General features: G+C 63.7%; 16 protein-coding genes. All 16 read left to right on the plus strand.

The annotated features are described in order from the left end of the window. Positions 1 to 2: 2 nt before the first annotated feature. The 16 genes from AC57B6_RS28235 to tssJ all read left to right on the plus strand — a co-directional run bounded on the left by AC57B6_RS28235 (position 3) and on the right by tssJ (position 18,987). Positions 3 to 461 (plus strand): SEL1-like repeat protein, encoded by a 459-nt coding sequence (locus AC57B6_RS28235; protein ID WP_028200209.1) that lies wholly within the window; start codon positions 3 to 5, stop codon positions 459 to 461. Between the two features lie 12 nt (positions 462 to 473). Further along, complete coding sequence (locus tag AC57B6_RS28240) at positions 474 to 2,639, plus strand: protein kinase domain-containing protein (RefSeq protein WP_496422554.1); 2,166 nt, start codon at positions 474 to 476, stop codon at positions 2,637 to 2,639. Between the two features lie 208 nt (positions 2,640 to 2,847). Further along, complete coding sequence (locus AC57B6_RS28245; protein ID WP_106351546.1) at positions 2,848 to 3,345, plus strand: hypothetical protein; 498 nt, start codon at positions 2,848 to 2,850, stop codon at positions 3,343 to 3,345. A 234-nt stretch (positions 3,346 to 3,579) separates the two neighbouring features. Then, the gene (tssA, locus tag AC57B6_RS28250; RefSeq protein ID WP_496422555.1) at positions 3,580 to 4,635 is read left to right on the plus strand and encodes a type VI secretion system protein TssA; all 1,056 of its coding nucleotides are present in this window, start codon (positions 3,580 to 3,582) and stop codon (positions 4,633 to 4,635) included. A gap of 30 nt (positions 4,636 to 4,665) precedes the next feature. Further along, entirely contained in the window at positions 4,666 to 5,169 is a 504-nt protein-coding gene (tssB, locus tag AC57B6_RS28255; protein WP_200898847.1) for a type VI secretion system contractile sheath small subunit, read from the plus strand. A 27-nt stretch (positions 5,170 to 5,196) separates the two neighbouring features. After that, the gene (gene tssC / locus AC57B6_RS28260) at positions 5,197 to 6,687 is read left to right on the plus strand and encodes a type VI secretion system contractile sheath large subunit (RefSeq protein ID WP_028200213.1); all 1,491 of its coding nucleotides are present in this window, start codon (positions 5,197 to 5,199) and stop codon (positions 6,685 to 6,687) included. 66 nt (positions 6,688 to 6,753) lie between these two features. Next, positions 6,754 to 7,239: an Hcp family type VI secretion system effector gene (locus AC57B6_RS28265; protein ID WP_030101579.1), complete on the plus strand. Its 486-nt coding sequence runs from the start codon at positions 6,754 to 6,756 to the stop codon at positions 7,237 to 7,239. An 85-nt stretch (positions 7,240 to 7,324) separates the two neighbouring features. After that, complete coding sequence (locus AC57B6_RS28270; RefSeq protein WP_474632197.1) at positions 7,325 to 8,134, plus strand: type VI secretion system accessory protein TagJ; 810 nt, start codon at positions 7,325 to 7,327, stop codon at positions 8,132 to 8,134. 7 nt (positions 8,135 to 8,141) lie between these two features. Further along, complete coding sequence (tssE, locus tag AC57B6_RS28275; protein WP_030101581.1) at positions 8,142 to 8,651, plus strand: type VI secretion system baseplate subunit TssE; 510 nt, start codon at positions 8,142 to 8,144, stop codon at positions 8,649 to 8,651. Next, positions 8,651 to 10,540 carry a type VI secretion system baseplate subunit TssF gene (gene tssF / locus AC57B6_RS28280; protein WP_028200217.1) on the plus strand — a complete coding sequence of 630 codons (1,890 nt, stop codon included), beginning with the start codon at positions 8,651 to 8,653 and terminating at the stop codon, positions 10,538 to 10,540. Before tssE ends, tssF begins: the two co-directional genes overlap by 1 nt. Beyond that, on the plus strand, positions 10,525 to 11,532 hold the full coding sequence (gene tssG / locus AC57B6_RS28285) for a type VI secretion system baseplate subunit TssG (RefSeq protein ID WP_496422556.1): 1,008 nt from the start codon (positions 10,525 to 10,527) through the stop codon (positions 11,530 to 11,532). Before tssF ends, tssG begins: the two co-directional genes overlap by 16 nt. A 73-nt stretch (positions 11,533 to 11,605) precedes the next feature. Further along, positions 11,606 to 14,278, plus strand: coding sequence for a type VI secretion system ATPase TssH (gene tssH / locus AC57B6_RS28290; RefSeq protein ID WP_028200219.1), 2,673 nt, complete (start codon positions 11,606 to 11,608; stop codon positions 14,276 to 14,278). Between the two features lie 14 nt (positions 14,279 to 14,292). Continuing rightward, the gene (locus AC57B6_RS28295) at positions 14,293 to 14,682 is read left to right on the plus strand and encodes a DUF4280 domain-containing protein (protein ID WP_028200220.1); all 390 of its coding nucleotides are present in this window, start codon (positions 14,293 to 14,295) and stop codon (positions 14,680 to 14,682) included. A 34-nt stretch (positions 14,683 to 14,716) separates the two neighbouring features. Then, positions 14,717 to 16,696 (plus strand): type VI secretion system Vgr family protein, encoded by a 1,980-nt coding sequence (locus AC57B6_RS28300; protein ID WP_046568348.1) that lies wholly within the window; start codon positions 14,717 to 14,719, stop codon positions 16,694 to 16,696. A 6-nt stretch (positions 16,697 to 16,702) separates the two neighbouring features. Next, the gene (gene tagH / locus AC57B6_RS28305) at positions 16,703 to 18,343 is read left to right on the plus strand and encodes a type VI secretion system-associated FHA domain protein TagH (protein ID WP_252888242.1); all 1,641 of its coding nucleotides are present in this window, start codon (positions 16,703 to 16,705) and stop codon (positions 18,341 to 18,343) included. Further along, complete coding sequence (gene tssJ, locus AC57B6_RS28310) at positions 18,340 to 18,987, plus strand: type VI secretion system lipoprotein TssJ (RefSeq protein WP_178369474.1); 648 nt, start codon at positions 18,340 to 18,342, stop codon at positions 18,985 to 18,987. Before tagH ends, tssJ begins: the two co-directional genes overlap by 4 nt. The last annotated feature ends 51 nt before the right edge of the window (positions 18,988 to 19,038 follow it).

Genomic DNA, 19,038 nt, shown 5'->3' on the forward strand with positions numbered 1-19,038 from the left:
GGATGGCTGCCGCGGTCGCGGCCGCGGCGACTGTCTCCGTTGTCTCCGTTGTCTCCGTTCTCGCCGCGGAGCCACAAGTGGCGTGCCCGCTCGGCTACCCGGTAGGTCCACCCGCGCACGTGCAGAAAAAAACGCCCGAGACGTCCCACCACCTGCCGCTCGCGCGCATGGACGATCCACGCTGCGCCGGGCAACCCAGCGCCGCGCTGGACCGGCTCGCGGCCTATCACTGCGCGCAGTTGTACGACGCAGCCGGCCGGCTCGAAGAAGCACTTGGCTGGTACGGCGTCGCCGCCGTTGCGGGCTATGGCCCCGCGCAAAAACGTCTTGGCAATCTGTATGGCGGCGAGGGCGACGTCGCGCGCGACTATGCGTGTGCCGTGTACTGGCAGCGCCGGGCGCGCGAGTCCGGCGAGTCGATCGATCTTCCGCATGTTTTCATGGGAGGCACGCCGCCTTGAGCGGCCGCAGCGATGGAAGAGCTACAACAACTCGGCAGATATCAGATCCGGCGCGTGCTTGGGCGCGGCGCGATGGGCGTCGTCTACGAAGGCGTCGACCCGAAACTGAACAGGCCTGTCGCGATCAAGACCATTCTGAAGAGCCAGCTTTCCGATCCGGAAATGGCGGCCGAATATCAGGTGCGTTTCGAGCGCGAGGCGCAGGCCGTCGCCCGCCTGAATCATCCGCATATTGTCGGCGTATTCGATTTCGGCGAAGAGAACAACGTCGCCTATATCGTGATGGAGCTGATTCGCGGCGAGGAGCTCAAGGCGTACTTCGACAAGGGCACGCAATTCGCGGTGAAAGACGCGGTGCGCATGACCGGCGAATTGCTCGACGCGCTTGGCTACGCGCACGAGCAAGGCATCGTGCATCGCGACGTGAAGCCGGCGAACGTGATGCTCGACGCGCAGATGCGGGTGAAGCTGACCGACTTCGGCGTCGCGCGTCTGTCGGATACCGGCAGCGACGGCACCCAGGCCGGTACGATGGTCGGCACGCCTAGCTATATGTCGCCCGAGCAGGCGATGGGCAATCCGGTCGGCACGCGCTCGGACATCTTCGCGGTCGGCATCGTGCTGTATCAGTTGCTGACCATGAAACGCCCATTTGTCGGCGACGGTCACTGGGCCGTGCAGCGTCAGATCATCCAGGACGACCCGGTGCCGCCGTCGGTGCAGAATCCGGCACTCGATCCCGTATTCGACGCGATCGTGTTCCGAGCGCTCGCGAAGAATCCCGAGGAACGTTACCCGTACGCACGAGCCTTCAAGGAAGACTTGCAGCGTGCACTTGCCGGTCAGGCGATCGACGAAGACGAGGCGACTATGCTCGCGGTGGCCGCGGCGCGCGCACGACCGCCGGGCGAAACCGGCGCGGCACGCGGTACGCGCGGCGCGAACGATTCGAGTGCCGTCGAGATCGAGTTCTGGAAGACGATCAAGGACAGCAGCGATCCGGACGAATTCGAGCTGTATATCGCGAAGTTTCCGAACGGGACCTATGCCGATCTCGCACGCCGCAAGCTGGCGAAGCTGCATGGCGATGATTCGGCGGCTTCGCGCTCCGGAGTGCGCGGCGAGGGTGTAGCGGAAGGGGGCACGCGGCTCGCGCTTGACCGGCCTGATCTGCCTGGCATGCCGGCGGCCCTGGGCGATGGATCGATGCGGGTTGCGCCGGTCGGGAAGAAGCCGGCCAGGATAGCGTTGATCGCGGTCGCATCGGTGGCGGTGCTGGCCGTGGGCGGCGGTGGGTACTTCATGCTCAGGCAGAGTACGCCGGTACCGTCGGGCGGCGGTGGGCCGGCTGCAAGTGTGGCGCCGCCGCTCGATGCAAATGGGTCATCGCTTGTGGCTGGCAAGCCCGCTTCTGCATCCATATCTCAAGGTGCCGCATCCGGCGCCGAGGCACGGGTTGCGATAACACCGCCTGTGGGTGAGACGGGCAATGCGAGTGCCTCAGGCGCCGCGAATACAGTCACGAACACGAACAGTGCAAGCAGCGCGAACACGGCGCAGCGTGAAGCCGCACGTCTGAAGGCTGCATCCGCGGCGGACGCTGAACGCCGCACGCGCGAGGCGCTTGCGAAGAACCGTGCTTCGGAAGCGGTGGTGAGCACAAGCAAGCCTGCCAGGTCGAATGCTGCGCCGGCGGCGGCATCAACGGCCGTTGCCGCGACGCAAACACAGGCACAGACACCGCGTACTACCGCAGCTCAAGCTGCAGCGGCAGTCAGCAGCGCGACGGCGGCGCATGCCGCCACGTCGCCTGGATCAACTGCATCGTCGCAGGCAAATGCGGCGAACGGGGCGAACACACAGACAACGGCGCCTGGCACAACCGCGCCCGCGCTCGCCGCCAAACCGGCCGACACAACACCCGCTGCCGAGCCAAAAGTCTCGTCCGCCGACCTGCTTGCGCAGGCGGCAAAGCTGCAAGGCGAGGGCAAGCTCAACGACGCGGTACGGCTCTACAAACGCGCGGCACGTGGCGGCAGCGGTCAGGCGGCGAAGCAATTGGGCGACATCTACGGAAACGGTTCGGGCGACGTGCCACGCGATTACGCGGAGTCGATCCGCTGGTACAACGTTGCGCGCACGGCAGGGGTGGATGTGCCGGATGTGAGCAAGCGGTAGCGCCAAAACGGGCATGTCGTGCAATGGCATCGTTCGCGGACGTGCATGTTGGTATGCACAGGAACGTGCGATATCAAGCGGCGCAGAGACTGAGCAGATTCAAATGGTTAGCGGATCAAAAGTCATCGTAAGCAGAGACTGGCGCGCAGGCGCCGATTATCCACGGCGATATTGGCCACGCCGTGACCTCGTCAACCAGGAGTGTTCTATGCAAAACCTTAGCGACAACGAATGGATAGCTCAAACCACCTATTGTGTAGCCGAACTGTATAGCCGGGGGACTCAGCAAACTCTCGATCTAGGGAAATTTCAAAGCAACGGCAACGGGCATGCGGAAGATAACCTTATTGCCGCTCTCGTTGCACAGACAACAAATGGCACGATAGCTCATGGAACCTATGATCTGTTGATCATTTTGAATCGAAGCCCTTGCACATCCCTTATGCCAGAGCTCAAAGCGAACCATGTGCCGGCTTGCATGACGCGCCTGATCGATTTGCAGACGAACGGGCTGGGAAATGGGCAGTGGCGCTTCAACATCCAGTTGAATTACCGGCACTTGTACGGAGGTAATCCCGCAACTAATTGGAATCGCGCGCTCAATGCTTTTGGTGTTCAGCAAGGCGCTGCCAGCGGTATGGCAATCATGCACGGCGAGGGATTTAACGACGTGAGCGTGGCTATCGAAATGTCCAAGCTCCAATGAGATTGCGGGCGTCGTCCTCCTTCCAGGGCGCATCCTGAGGTCCGGTCGGAACGCTCGCCGCCCGCAATGCCTCTGCGGGCGGCGAGTACCGCGAATACGCCGCAAGCAAGCTGGTTGAGACCTGGTTAGCGTGCGTTTCCCCTCCGTCTTTCCCAGCAGAGGCGCCTGACTTCACCACGGAAACGTTTGGGAAACGCACCATCTCAATAATTCACCCCGCAATCAGAAAAAGGGGTGAACGTGTTCGATGCCGATGCAATCCTGACCGAGTTATCCGTGGACGCGCCATGCGGCAGCGACCTGGAATACGACGCGGCTTTTCTCGAGCTCGAAGAACTCGCCAAGGGCAAGGAAGAGGCCCAATTCGGCGCGACCGTCATTGCGGGCGAACCGCCTGACTGGAAGGCAATCCGCAAGGCCTGCCTCGCACTCTTCACCCGCACGCGCGATCTGCGCATCGCCATCCATCTGACCCGCGCGCTGCTCGAAACCGAGGGCGTCGCCGGGTTCACACAGGGTCTCGTCGTGCTGGACCGTTTGCTCGACGCGAACTGGGAGCACGTGCATCCGCAACTCGACCCGGACGACGGCAACGATCCGACGATGCGCGTCAACGCGCTCGCTGCCCTGATCGACCCCACCACCGTTCTGCGCACGCTGAAGGCTGCGCCTCTTATCGATGCCGGTGTCGCGGGACGCGTCAGCCTGCGCGACATCGAAATCGCCAACGGCGAAATGGCAGCTCCGGAAGGCGAGGAAGCGCCGACCATGACGCTGATCGAAGGGATCTTCCTGAACGTCGATCTCAGCGTGCTGCAGCAATCGGCGGCCGTGCTCGAGGAATCCTGCACACGCATCGAACATATCGAGTCGCAGCTCACCGCGCGGGTCGGCGCCGCACGCGCCATCGACCTCACCGAACTCGCCCGGCTGCTCAAACGCGCCCGCGATTTCACGGCCCAGCGGTTGCAGCGCCGTGCGCCGGCAGAAGCGGCTGAGACGGCCGATGCGGGCGACGCAGCCGACCCGAACCACGCAGACAGCGACGCCGCTCAATCCGGCGCGGACGCTGCGGCGCGCAAAGACGAAATCACCGGCCGCGACGACGTCACGCGCCTGCTCGACAAACTCTGCGCGTACTACGAGCGCCACGAACCGTCGAGCCCCGTGCCGCTGATGCTGCTGCGCGCGCGGCGCCTCGTGACGATGAGCTTCCTGGAAATCGTCGCCGAGCTCGCGCCGGAAAGCATGGCATCCGTCCGCCAGGTGGGCGGCATTCAGTCGGAGTAATCCCAGCAACCCCTTCGTAAGCGGAGAGTCATCGTGGCCAAGGAAAGCAGTCAGAAATTCATCGCTCGAAACCGGGCGCCGCGCGTCCAGATCGAGTATGACGTCGAGGTGTACGGATCGCAGAAGAAAGTGCAGATCCCGTTTGTCATGGGCGTGCTCGCCGATCTGTCCGGCAAACCGGCGGACCCGCTCGCGCCGGTTGCCGATCGCAAGTTTCTCGAGATCGACGTCGACAACTTCGACGAGCGCATGAAGGCAACCAAGCCGCGGGTGGCGATCCAGGTGCCGAACACGCTCACGGGCGAAGGCAATCTCTCGGTCGATATGACCTTCGAGAGCATGGACGATTTTTCGCCGGCGGCGATCGCCCGCAAGGTCGGTTCGCTCAACCAGTTGCTCGAAGCGCGCTCGCAACTCGCGAACCTTCTGACCTACATGGACGGCAAGACCGGCGCGGAAACGCTGATCGCGCAACTGCTCGAGCAGCCGGCGCTGATGCAGGCGCTCACCTCGGCACCGAAGCCGCAGGAATAACCTCAATCGCTACCGACGGAGTTTCACATGGCCGAGACCAGTACCGAATCACAAGCGTCGCCAGGCGGCGAGACCGTTGAGCTCAGCGAGTTCGCGAGCCTGCTGCAGAAGGAATTCAAGCCGAAAACCGACAAGGCGAAAGAAGCCGTCGAAGAGGCCGTCAAGACACTCGCCGTGCAGGCGCTCGCGGGCACGCATCTCGTGTCGAACGACGTGCTTGCCACCGTCGGCGCATTGATTGCCCAGATCGACAGGAAGCTCACCGAGCAGATTCATCAGATCCTGCATAACGAAGAATTCCAGGCACTCGAAAGCGCCTGGCGCGGCCTGCATTATCTGGTGAACAACACCGAAACCGACGAGATGCTGAAGATCCGCGTCTTCAACGTTTCGAAGAATGAACTGGGCAAGACGCTCAAGAAATACAAAGGCACCGCGTGGGATCAAAGCCCGGTGTTCAAGAAAATCTACGAAGAAGAATACGGTCAGTTCGGCGGTGAACCGTTCGGCGCCCTCGTCGCCGATTATTACTTCGACAACAGCGCGCCCGATGTCGACTTGCTAAGTTCGATGGCGAAGATCGCGGCCGCGGCTCACGCGCCGTTCATTAGCGCCGCCGATCCGGCGGTGATGCTGATGGACTCGTGGCAGGAGCTCGCCAATCCACGCGATCTGACCAAGATCTTTCAGACGCCCGAGCATGCGGCATGGCGTTCGTTCCGCGATTCGGAGGACGCACGCTATGTCGGTCTGACAATGCCGCGTTTTCTGTCGCGTGCACCGTACGGCGCGAATACGAATCCCGTCGAGGAATTCGATTTCGAGGAAGAGACGAGCGGCGATCCGAAGAACTACACATGGTCGAACGCGGCGTATGCGATGGCCGTCAACATCAACCGCTCATTCAAGACCTATGGCTGGTGCTCGCAGATTCGCGGCATCGAGTCGGGTGGCGCTATCGAAGGCTTGCCGGTGCACGCGTTTCCGTCGGACGACGGCGGTGTCGACATGACCTGTCCGACCGAGATCGCGATCAGCGACCGTCGCGAAGCTGAACTGGCGAAGAACGGCTTCATGCCGCTCATTCACAAGAAAAACACGGACTTCGCCGCCTTTATCGGCGCGCAATCGTTGCAGCGTCCCGCCGAATACGAGGATGCCGACGCGACCGCCAATGCGAATCTCGCGGCGCGCCTGCCGTACCTGTTCGCGACCTGCCGCTTCGCGCATTACCTGAAGTGCATCGTGCGCGACAAGATCGGCTCGTTCAAGGAACGCAGCGACATGCAGATCTGGTTGAACAACTGGATCGGCCAGTACGTGGAAAACAATCCGGCCACCGCGACCGAGGCCGACAAGGCGCGCAAACCGCTCGCCGGTGCGGAAGTCGTGGTGGAAGAAGTCGAAGGCAATCCGGGTTATTACGGCGCGAAGTTTTTCCTGCGCCCGCATTACCAGCTCGAAGGACTGACCGTGTCGTTGCGGCTCGTCTCGAAGCTGCCGTCGGCCAAGAAGTAATCGGATCAGCAAGCTTCGGCAGCCCGGTGTCCATCGGGTTGTTGCTCACTCATCAAGAGGAAAAAAATGATTCTCCTGAACTTCGCAACGCAGATCAAAGGCACCTCCAAGGTCGAAGGCCATACCGACTGGATCGCCGTCAACTCCATGCAACTGGGTGTCGGTCGCGCCATCTCCACGAGCAGCGACGGCGCGACCGATCGCGATACGAGCAATCCGTCGTTCTCGGAGGTGACCTTTTCAAAGCCGACCGATATCGCGTCGGCCGACCTGTTCGCCCAGGCGACCTATGGCAAGTCGCTAGGCAAGGCGGAAATTCACTTCATCCAGACGGGCGGCGCGGACAAGACCGACCAGGTGTATCTGAAGATCGAACTCGAGGAGGCGATCGTCAGTGCCTATTCGTTGTCGAGCGGCGGCGACCGGCCGTCCGAATCGTTCTCGTTGAACTTCGCGAAGATATCGTTCCAGTACGACCAGTTCGACGGCGCCACGGTGAAGACCGGCACGCCGAAGAAGTGGGACCTGAGCACGAACAAGGCGTCGTACTGATTGCCGCTGTTCGGCCCCACCGACCTTCACTGTTCTTCATGCCGCGGCGCGCGCGCCGCGTGCTGGAGAACTTCAGAGATACGCCATGACGACTCAGGATCTGTTGCGAAACGGCCGGCTCGACGACGCACTCGCCGCGCTGACGCAGGAAGTGCGCGCCAATCCGGCCGATCCGAAAAGCCGCGTATTCCTGTTTCAGCTACTTGCTGTGCTTGGTCAGTGGGAGCGCGCGAATACGCAGCTTGCCGTATGCGGCGAGCTGGATGCCGGTGCGCTGGCGATGGTGCAAAGCTACCGCGAGGCGCTGCGCTGCGAGGCATTGCGGGCGGAGGTGTTCGCGGGACGGCGTACGCCGGTCATCTTCGGCCAACCAGAAGCGTGGATCGCGCTGATGCTCGAAGCACTGAAGCGCGATGCCGACGGCGCCTTCGCCGAGGCCGCACACATTCGCGCGGAGGCGCTCGAGATGGCGCCGGCCAGTAGCGGCACGCTCGACGGCGAACCGTTCGAATGGATTGCCGATGCGGACGCGCGCCTCGGGCCGTTGGTGGAGATGATCGTCAACGGCCACTATTACTGGGTCCCGTTTCACCGGCTGACCCGCATTGCTTTTGACGCCCCGGCGGATTTGCGCGACACCGTGTGGATGCCCGCCCAGGTGACTTTTGCGAGCGGCGGCGAGAGCGTCGCCTTTGTGCCGACCCGTTACGACGGCACACTTGCCGCGGCTAACGACGCGCTGACACTCGCGCGCCGCACCGAATGGCATGAGCCCCACGAGGGTGTGTTTGTCGGTGTGGGGCAGCGCGTCTTTGCAACCGACATAGGCGAGCACTCGCTGATGGACGTGCGCGAAATTCTGCTCGACGCCGCGCCCGCAGCGCTGCTGCAGTGAGGCGACCATGGCCGAACTGACCGCCAAGGAGCGTCTTCAGCCGTCGCTGCTCGACCGGCTGACCGACGAAGAACCGGACAACGCACAGGAGTCGCGCGAACGCCGCGTGCTGTCGATGCGCACGCTGCGGCAGGCGGTGCTGCGCGATCTCGCGTGGCTTTTCAATTCCAACGGTATCGGCATCCTGCAAGACCTCGACGCATTTCCACTCGCGGCGCAATCGGTCGTCAACTATGGCATGCCCGATTTTTCCGGGCAGACCGCTTCGGGTATCGACATCGAAGGCGTCGCGCGCCGTATGCGTCAGGCCATCTGGGACTTCGAGCCGCGCATCTTGCGCAACACGGTGCAGGTGCGGCCGATTGCGTTCGACAAAAGCTCACATAACCAGCTCATTTTCGAACTCGAAGGCGAACTGTGGGGACAGCCCGTGCCCGAGCGCCTGTTTCTGAAGACCGAGCTCGACCTGGAGATGGGCGAGATCCGCGTAACCGATTTCGACGCGGTGTTTTCCTGATGGACACGCGCCTGCTGCGCTACTACGAGCGCGAACTCCAGCATCTGCGCGAGACCGGCGGCGAATTCGCCCGCGAGTTTCCGAAGATCGCCGGGCGCCTCGGACTCGAAAGTTTCGCGTGCGCCGATCCGTACGTCGAGCGCTTGCTGGAAGGCTTCAGCTTTCTCGCCGCGCGCGTGCAGATGAAAATCGACGCCGAGTTTCCGCGCTTCACCGAACACTTGCTGGAACTGGTCTATCCGCATTATCTGGCGCCTACACCGTCGATGGCGGTGGTGCAGTTCGCGCCGGACCTGGCCGAAGGCAGCCTCGCCTCCGGTTTCACGCTGCCGCGCGGCACCGTGCTGAAAAGCATTCTCGGCAAGAACGATCAGACGCCGTGCGAATACCGCACTGCGCACGAGACCACCCTGTGGCCGCTCGAAATCGCTCACGCGCAGTATTTCGCGCATGCCGGTGAGATTGCCGGGCTCGATTTTTCGCGACTCGGCAGCGTGCGTGCGGCCCTGCGATTGCGTTTGCGGACCACCGCCGGCCTTGCGTTCAACGAACTGTCGCTCGACCGCCTGACGCTGCATCTACGCGGCAGCGATGCGCTGCCCGCGCAGTTGTATGAGCAGATCTTCGGCCATGCGCTGGCATTGGTGGCGATGCCGGCCAGGACCAACGCCAACGGTAACGCGCTATGGCACGAGGTGATCGACCGGACGCAGATTGGCCGCGTGGGATTCGCGGCAGAAGAAGCCTTGCTGCCGCACGGACCGCGTTCGTTCCACGGCTACCGGCTGCTGCACGAGTATTTCGCGTTTCCGCAGCGTTACCAGTTCGTCGAACTCGGCGGCCTTGCACGCAGCGTCAGCCGATGCGCGGATAACGAACTCGATCTGGTGATCCTGTTCGACCGCTTGCAAGCGTCGCTCGAAGGCGGCGTCGGCACAGAGACATTCAGCCTGTTCTGCACCCCCGCGATCAATCTGTTTCCGAAGCGATCGGATCGCATTCACCTGACGAAACAGCACGCCGAGTTTCACCTCATTCCCGACCGCACGCGGCCAATGGATTTCGAAATCCATCAGGTGCTGTCCGTCACCGGGTACGGCAGCGGCAAGGATGAGCAGCAGGTCTTCCGGCCGTTCTATGCGGCCAACGATCTGATGAACGAGCGTGAGGCGGGCGCGTACTACCAGGTGCGCCGCGCGCGCCGCGTGCTGTCCGAGCGTCAGCGCCGCCAGGGGCCGCGTTCGAGTTACATCGGCAGCGAGATGTTCGTTTCGTTGGTCGACCCGTTGGAAGCGCCTTACCGCAGCGATTTGCGCCAGCTCGGCGCCGAACTGTTGTGCACCAATCGCGATCTGCCGCTGTCAATGCCGTTGGGTCTCGGCAAGACCGATTTCACGCTGGAGGCAAGCGCGCCCGTGCAGTCCGTGCGCTGCGTGGCCGGCCCCACCGCACCGGCGCCCTCCTATGCGGAAGGGGAAGTGGCGTGGCGCGTAGTCAGCCATCTGTCGTTGAACTATCTGTCCTTGCTCGATCAAGGCGAGAAGGAGGGCGCTTCGGCGCTGCGCGATCTGCTGCGCCTGTACGTGGGGGTTGCCGACACGGTTGGGCATCGGCAGATCGAAGGGGTGCGTTCGGTGTCGTCGCAGCCGGTCGTGCGGCGCATTCCCGCGCCGGGGCATATCGCTTACGGACGAGGCTTGCAGGTCACCGTGACGATGGACGAAAGCGCCTTCGAAGGCGCGGGCATTTTTCTGTTCGGCAGCGTGCTCGAACAGTTCTTTGCCAAATACACATCGCTCAATACCTTCACCGAGACCGTCGTGCGTTCGGCCACGCGCGGCGACATCATGAAATGGCCGGCGAGGAGTGGGCGATGCGAGATCCTGTAGCGCTCCTCGCGCCACTTGCCGGTGAACCACGGCGCTTCGATTTCTACGCGGCCCTGCGCCTGATCGAGGCCGCGTATCCGGACAACCCGCGTTTCGGCCGCTCGCAGCGCGCCGCTGACGATCCGGTGCGGCTGGCTCAGGCAGTGACGCTCGCCTTCGAGCCGGCGATGATCGAGAAGCTTGAATGGCGTGGCGAGAAACCGCCGCGCATGGAGGTCAACTTTCTCGGCCTGAGCGGGCCGAACGGACCGTTGCCCTTGCATCTGACCGAGTACATCCGCGACCGTCTGCGCAATTCGGCCGATCCTACTCTGGCGCGCTTTCTCGACGTATTTCACCATCGCATGCTGTCGCTGTTCTATTGCGCGTGGGCCAACGCACAGCCCGCGGTCAGTCTCGACCGTCCCGAAGCCGACCGTTTCGCGACCTATGTCGCCTCGCTTGTCGGACTCGGCATGCCGTCGCTGCAACATCGCTCGACGCTGCCCGGCGTCGCCAAGCTCCACTATGCCGGGCGTCTTGCCGATCAGCGCCGCAATGCCGAAGGGCTGGCCGCGCTGCTCGCCGATTTCTTCCAGGTGCCGGTACGGGTCGAGCCTTTCATCGGGCATTGGCTGCGGCTGCCGGCCGACGAGCGCACGCGTCTGAAGACGGGCGTGAGCGCCGAGCGGCTGGGCGTGAGCACCGTGTTGGGCAGCGCGGTATGGAATGTTCAGCACAAGTTCCGTTTGCGCATCGGTCCACTCGACTTCGAGCAGTTCGCCACGCTATTGCCCGGCGGGACGAACCTCGCGCGTCTGATCGACTGGGTTCGACAGTACGCGGGCGACGCGCTCGCCTGGGATCTACGGCTCGTGCTCAGGAAGGAGCACGTGCCGCCGTTGCGGCTCGGGCGCGCCGCGCGGCTCGGCTATACGACCTGGGTCGGCAAGCGCGAACGAACGCGCGATGCCGACCAGTTGCTGTTCTATCCGGTTCCTTCGCGATCCTGAGGCGACAAGTCTTCTGTGTCGGAGAAAGAACATTTCGTTAAACGTGGGCACCCATACGCTCTAGAGGACATTCATGGCTGAGATCAGTCGCGTCGCGCTGTTCGGAAAGTTGAACGGGCTCGCTTACCGGGCGATAGAAAGCAGTACGGTGTTCTGCAAGCTGCGTGGCAATCCCTACGTGGAGCTTGCTCACTGGATTCATCAGATCCTGCAACTGCAGGACTCCGACCTGCATCGCATCATTCGTCACTTCGACCTCGACACCGCCGTGCTCGCGCGCGATCTGACGGCGACGCTCGACCGCATGCCGCGCGGCTCGACCTCGGTTACCGATCTGTCGTCGCAAGTCGAGGAGGCCGTTGAGCGCGCGTGGGTGTACGGCACGCTGATGTTCGGCGAATCGCAGGTGCGCACGGGCTACATCATGGTCGGCTTGCTGAAAACGCCGGGTTTGCGTCATTCGCTATATGCGATCTCGCGTCAGTTCGAGAAGGTCAAGAGCGAGACGCTTGCCGATGCATTCAACGAAATCGCCGGTGGCTCGCCGGAGGCGAACCTCGCGCCTACCGACAATTTCCAGATGGGTGCGGCAGCCCCTGGCGAGGCCAGCGGTGCGCTCGCTCCCGCAGCGCTCGGCAAGGGTGAAGCATTGAAACGCTTTACGCTGGATCTGACCGAACAGGCGAGAAGCGGCAAGCTCGATCCGATCGTCGGACGCGACGAGGAAATTCGTCAGGTGATCGACATTCTGATGCGGCGGCGCCAGAACAATCCGATCCTCACCGGCGAGGCCGGTGTCGGCAAGACGGCGGTGGTCGAAGGATTCGCGCAGCGCATCGTGGCGGGCGACGTGCCGCCGCAGTTGCGCGATGTGCGTCTGCTCACGCTCGACGTCGGTCTGCTGCAAGCGGGCGCGAGTATGAAAGGGGAGTTCGAGAACCGCCTCAGGCAAGTGATCGAAGAAGTGCAGGCCTCCGAGAAACCGGTGATCCTGTTCATCGACGAAGCGCATACGCTGGTAGGCGCGGGCGGTGCGGCGGGCACGGGCGACGCCGCCAACCTGCTCAAGCCGGCGCTCGCGCGCGGCACGTTGCGCACCGTTGCGGCGACCACCTGGGCCGAATACAAGAAACACATCGAGAAGGACCCGGCGCTCACGCGCCGCTTCCAGGTCGTGCAGGTGCCGGAGCCGTCGGAGGAAAAAGCGCTGCTGATGATGCGCGGCATTGCTTCGTCGCTGGAGACACACCATCGCGTGCAGATTCTCGACGAGGCACTCGATGCAGCCGTCAAACTGTCGCATCGCTACATTCCGGCGCGCCAATTGCCGGACAAGGCCGTGAGCCTGCTCGATACCACCTGCGCACGCGTCGCCGTGAGCCAGCACGCCACGCCCGCCGCGATCGACGATGCCAGAAAGCGCATCGCCGCGCTCGAAACGGAATTGGCGATCATTGGCCGCGAAACGGCGGTCGGTGTCGATACGCTTGAGCGCGAAACGCTCGCGACGCAGAAGCTTGTCGGCGAACGTGCGCGGCTTGCCGAGCTCGATGCGCGCTGGCAAACGGAAAAGACGCTGGTGGACAGCATCCTCGAACTGCGCGGCAAGTTGCGCGATGCGACCGGCAAGGTCGAAGGCGCGGCCGATACCGGCAGCGCCGAGGCATGGCTCGCACAACTGAAAGATTTGCAGGCACAACTCGCCGCGCACCAGGGCGAGACCCCGCTGATTTTGCCGACCGTCGATCACCAGGCGGTCGCATCGGTGGTGCAGGACTGGACCGGCATTCCGGTCGGCCGGATGGTGAAGAACGAAATCGAGAATGTACTGAAGCTCGCCGATACCCTGTCACAGCGGATTATCGGCCAGCGTCATGCGCTCGACATGATCGCCAGACGCATCCAGACCTCGCGCGCGGGTCTCGACAATCCAGGCAAGCCGATTGGCGTGTTCATGCTGGCCGGCACCTCGGGCGTGGGCAAGACCGAGACCGCGCTGGCACTCGCCGAAGCGTTGTACGGCGGCGAACAGAATGTCATCACGATCAACATGAGCGAGTACCAGGAAGCGCATACCGTGTCGTCGCTCAAGGGGGCGCCGCCGGGCTACGTGGGCTACGGCGAAGGTGGCGTGCTGACCGAAGCGGTGCGTCGCCGCCCTTACAGCATCGTGCTGCTCGACGAAGTGGAAAAGGCCCATCCGGACGTGCACGAAATCTTCTTCCAGGTCTTCGACAAGGGTTGGATGGAAGATGGCGAAGGCCGCGTGATCGACTTCAAGAACACGCTGATCCTGTTGACGACCAACGCCGGCACCGATCTGATCACGAGCCTGTGCAAGGACCCGGAATTGATGCCCGACGCCGAAGGCATCGCCAAGGCCTTGCGAGAACCGCTGCTGAAAGTATTCCCGCCCGCGCTGCTGGGCCGCCTCGTCACGATCCCGTACTACCCGCTGAACGACGAGATGATCGGCGCGATCATCCGCCTGCAACTCGGACGTATCGCGCGGCGCGTCGCACAAAGCCACAAGGTGCCGTTCACCTACGACGACGAAGTGGTCCGGCTGATCGCGAGCCGCTGCACGGAGCTCGAAAGCGGTGGCCGGATGATCGACGCGATCCTGACCAACAGTCTGCTGCCCGCGATCAGCGGCGAATTCCTGACGCGGCTGATGGACGGCAAGCCGGTGCGGCGCGCGCATATCACCGTGTCGAACGGCGAGTTCAGTTATGCCTTCGATTGAGGAGCGACGCTGCCATGGCTAGCCAGGTCTCGATGGGCGCGACCCTGAAGTGCTCGTTCGGCGCGGCGCCGTCGAGCCTCGTCGTGTTGCCCACCAACAAGGTGTTCGCGGAGGGGCCGCCCGCCGCGAACATCATGGACCACATTCCGCTTGTGAACATCATGCCGTTCGGCATGTGCAACTCGCTCGCGAACCCGACTGTCGCCGCCGCGACGGCGGCCGCGCTCGGCGTGCTGACGCCGATGCCTTGCGTGCCCGCGACGGTGTCGCCGTGGACACCCGGTGCGCCGACGGTGACGATCGGCAATTTTCCGGCCCTCGACAACACGTCGAACTGTCTGTGCACCTGGGGCGGCGCGGTCAGCTTCGTCGCGCCGGGCACTGTCAAAACGATGATTCCTTAGAGGCTGACACGTGGCGACCTTGGCGACCACCCCGATGACCACTCAGAAGAACCGCCCGTGCGCCGTATCGAGCCCGCTCGGCGACGATGCACTGCTGTTTGCCGGCATGAACGGCGACGACGAACTCGGCCGGCTCAGTGAATACCGGCTCGACCTGCTGAGCGAGAGCGGCTCGATCGTGCTGCACGACATTCTCGGGCAGCCGGTGGGCGTGCGCATCGACCGGCCGGGCGGCAACCCGCGGTATTTTCACGGCTACGTGACCGAGTTCGCGCACACCGGCTGGCGCGGCCGTTTCGCGACTTATCAGGCGACGCTGCACCATTGGCTATGGTTTCTCACGCGCGCGCACAACTGCCGGGTGTTTCAGAACAAGACGGTCGTCGAGATCATCAAGGACGTGTTCAACGACTATCCGGCGAGTTTCGACGCATCGCTTTCGAACACGTACGAGGCGCTGCCGTATTGCGTGCAATACCGTGAGACGGACTTTGCCTTCGTGAGCCGCCTGATGGAGTCGGCCGGCATCTACTATTTCTTCCGTCAGGATGCTTCGAGCCACACGCTCGTGCTCGCCGATTCGTACGCGGCGCACAACGCACTCGAGGACGCCGGATCGATCCGTTATCTGTCCGGTGGTGCGAGCGGTACACGGGGCATGGAATGCATCGACGAGTGGACGTTGCAGGGCGCGCTGCAAACGCACGAACAGAGCGCGGCGGATTTCAACTTCGAAATGGCGACCAGTCGCGAGGCCAGTATTCCGCTGGCGCAGGCCACGTTGCAATCGGACTTTGAGAACGCCTCCGCGGCGCGGTTCGATTATCCGGGTGGTTTTCTGACCGGGGCCGCCGCCGAGACCGTGGTGCGCACGCGCATGGAAGCGGTCGAAGCGCAGGCGCAGCGCGCCAGTGGCCGCTCGAACGTATGCGCGATCACGCCGGGTGGACTGTTCGATCTGCACGACCATCCGCGAGCGGATCAGAACACCAGCTATCTCGTGACCGGCGCACGCTACGCAATTTCATACGGCGGCTACGAGTCGGCCGGCGGTGCGGCGGAAGGCCTGCAGTTTTCCTGCAGGTTCGACGCACTCGACAGCACGCATGCCTTTCGCACGCCGCTTACGACGCCGAGGCCCTCGATACGTGGCCCGCAGACCGCGTTCGTGACCGGCAATAACGATCAGGAAATCTGGACAGACCAGTACGGCCGCGTCAAGGTGCGCTTTCACTGGGATCGCTCCGGCGTCAGCGACGGCGACAGTTCATGCTGGGTGCGCGTTGCGCAGTCGTTCGCCGGCAAGCGTTGGGGTGCGCTGTTTCTGCCGCGTGTCGGACAGGAGGTGGTCGTCGAGTTTCTCGACGGCGATCCCGACCGGCCGCTGGTGACGGGCAGTGTCTACAACGCGGGCATGATGCCGCCTTACGCGCTGCCCGACAACGCCACGCGCTCGGCGATCAGGAGCGATTCGTTCAAAGGTGGCGAGACCTACAGCGAACTGCGCTTCGACGACAAGGGCGGCAGTGAGCAACTGTTTCTCTTCGCGGGCCGCAACCAGGACAACACCGTCAAGAACGACTCGCTCGAATCGGTGGGCAAGGACCGCCATCTTTCGATCGCCGGCAATCACTACGCCAAGGTGGCGGGCGACCGGCACGACACGGTAGTCGGCGCGCACAACGGCAAGATCGGCGGGACGCTTTCGTTCGACGTGACGGGCGATACCCAGCACAAGTCGGGTGGCAACATCGCGTTGAGCGCGGATGGCCGGATCGATCTCAAGGCCATGAATATCACGCTGGAAGCGGACCAGATGCTGACCTTGAAAGTCGGCGGCAGCACGATCGTACTCGCGGGCGAGAGTATCTCGATCTCGGGCCCGACCGTCGCTATCGTCGGCTCGGCGATGGTCAATATCAACGGCGGCGGGGCGAACAGCGGAGGTTCCGCGCAGGCGGCTTCGCCGCAGGCGCCCGAGGCGCCCACGGAGGCCGACGATGGTACGAGGTAATCCGTCATGTTCCTGATCCTTCGCGTCGAACACTATCGCAACGCGGCGGCGCCCGAGGCGATCGAAAGGAAGTTCGGAGTGGACGGCGGCACGATCGGCCGTTCAACCGACAACGACCTGGTCTTGCCCGACCCGGACAAACTGATTTCGCGCGCGCATGCCCGCATCGAGTTTCGGGACGGCAACTTTCTGATTCAGGACGTGGGCAGCAATCCTAGCGTGTTGAACGGAAGACCGTTGGGCGGCTCGCGACAGGCCCGTCTGACGCATGGCGACGATCTTGCAATAGGCGAGTATCTGTTGAGCGTGGTGGTGCAGGCCGAGGCGCCGGCGGTTATGGCGGCGCCGTCTTCAACGGCCGTTCCCAACGGTCTCGACGATCTGCTCGGTGCGGGCGGTGGTGTGCCCTTGCCCGATCCGCTGGCGGTGCCGGCGGGACTCGAGGCGTTGCAGATCGGCAGCGGGCCGGCGGACGATCCGCTTGGACTCAATGGAGCGCTGAACTCGCACGCGGGGCCGCTGGCCGATGCGTTGTTCGAACGCCCGTTGCTCGAACGGACACCGGGCTACAGCGGCTCGATGGGCACGCAGGCGGCGCCGGAGTCGTTGCCGTTTACCGGTGCGTCGATGGGCATTCCTACGGACTACGATCCGTTCGCCGATCTGGGGCATGGTGGTCGAGGTGATCGCGCGGGTCATGACGCGGTGACGGCTGCGCCGCGGCATGCGCCGCCAATGAGTGAAGCGCCCGTGGCCGCGCCGGCGCCGGTGCTGCTGCCGGAGTTCACGATTCTCGGCCGCCCGGCGCCGCTTCCGGCTGCGCCGTTGCCGCCTGTGCATGATGACCGGGCGGATTCGCTATCGGCGAACTCGCAGAATGCCCGGGTGGATACGCCGCCCGTAATTGCGCGAGCGGAGCCGGCCGGGCCGATGCCCGATGCGCGGCTCGCAGAAGTGCCGTCTCAGCCGCCCGGGTTTGCGCACGCAGCCCAGCCGACCCCGCCAATCCGCACTACCGCGGCAGCTGCTGTTCCTGCCCCCGCGTCCCCGCCGAGCCAGGACGCCATCCTGCAAGCGCTCCTCAAGGGTCTCGGCGTGCCCGATCTGCCGCTCGGCTCGCGCAGCGCGGTGGACCTCGCTGAACTGGTCGGCCAGATGCTGCGCGAATCGCTGGGCGGCACCATCGACGTGCTGATGGCGCGTGCGTTGACCAAGAAGGAAATTCGCATCGACATGACGGTGATCGGCGTGCGCGACAACAATCCGCTGAAATTTTTCCCGGATGTGGATAGCGCGCTGATGCAGATGCTATCGGGCCGTGGGGTGGGCTACCTGCCGCCGCTCAAGGCAATCTGGGCCTCGTTCGACGACATCAAGGCGCACGAACTCGCGATGGTGGCCGGCATGCGCGCGGCGCTGCTCGACGTGCTCAAGCGTTTCGATCCGGCGGCGATCGAGAAGCGTATCTCGGCGCCGAGCGTGATGGACAAGATGCTCGGCGGCAACCGCAAGGCGCGCATGTGGGACCGCCAGGTCGAAATGTACGACGAGATGGTGCGCGAGGCCGACGACGACTTCCAGCGCCTGTTCGGCGAACGTTTCGCAAGCGCTTATGAAGACCAGATCGGACGCATCCGCTCGAAATGAAAACTCGTTCTCCGCTGGATCTGTGCCACCGCTCGCTGGCGATACCGTGCGAGAGCGTACCCGCTGCGCGGCCACGGGCCGCCGGTCATATGCGCCGCCTGCTGGTTCTCGGCGCGGCTGGCTCGCTGCTGGCCGGCTGCGGGATGATGGACAAACTGCCTTTGATCGGCAAAGCCAAACCTCCGCCGCCTCCACCGGTCCCGGCTACGCCGCAACCGCAGCTTATCGACGTCACGCTGAAGGCCAGCGTCGAACTGAATCCGGACATCACCGGCCGGCCCTCACCGCTTGCCGTGCGGCTTTACCAGTTGAAGTCGGCGAGCAAGTTCGCCAATGCCGATTTCTTTGCGCTGTTCGATCACGACAGTGCGTTGCTCGGCGCCGATCTGCTGGCGCGCGAGGACCTTCTGATCGAACCCGGCACGAGCCGCACGGCGGTGCTGGAGCGCGCGAAGGAGCTTCGCCAGGTCGCCGTGCTGGCCGCGTATCGCGACGTTGACTCGGCGAGCTGGCGGGCGGTGATCGACGTATGGCCGGCCGAGGTGAAACGAGTCGAGGTCCGGCTCGAGGCACTGGGCGTTGCGATCGCGCCAGGGGCAGCGCCTGCGGTAGCGGCAAGTCAAGGCGGCGCGCCCCATTCGTAGAGTGAACAGCGCACATCGGCTGTCGGCAGGCGGGTAATGACAGTCCCGAAC

Source organism: Paraburkholderia sp. BGA-UO-ETr-F12, assembly GCF_059567945.1.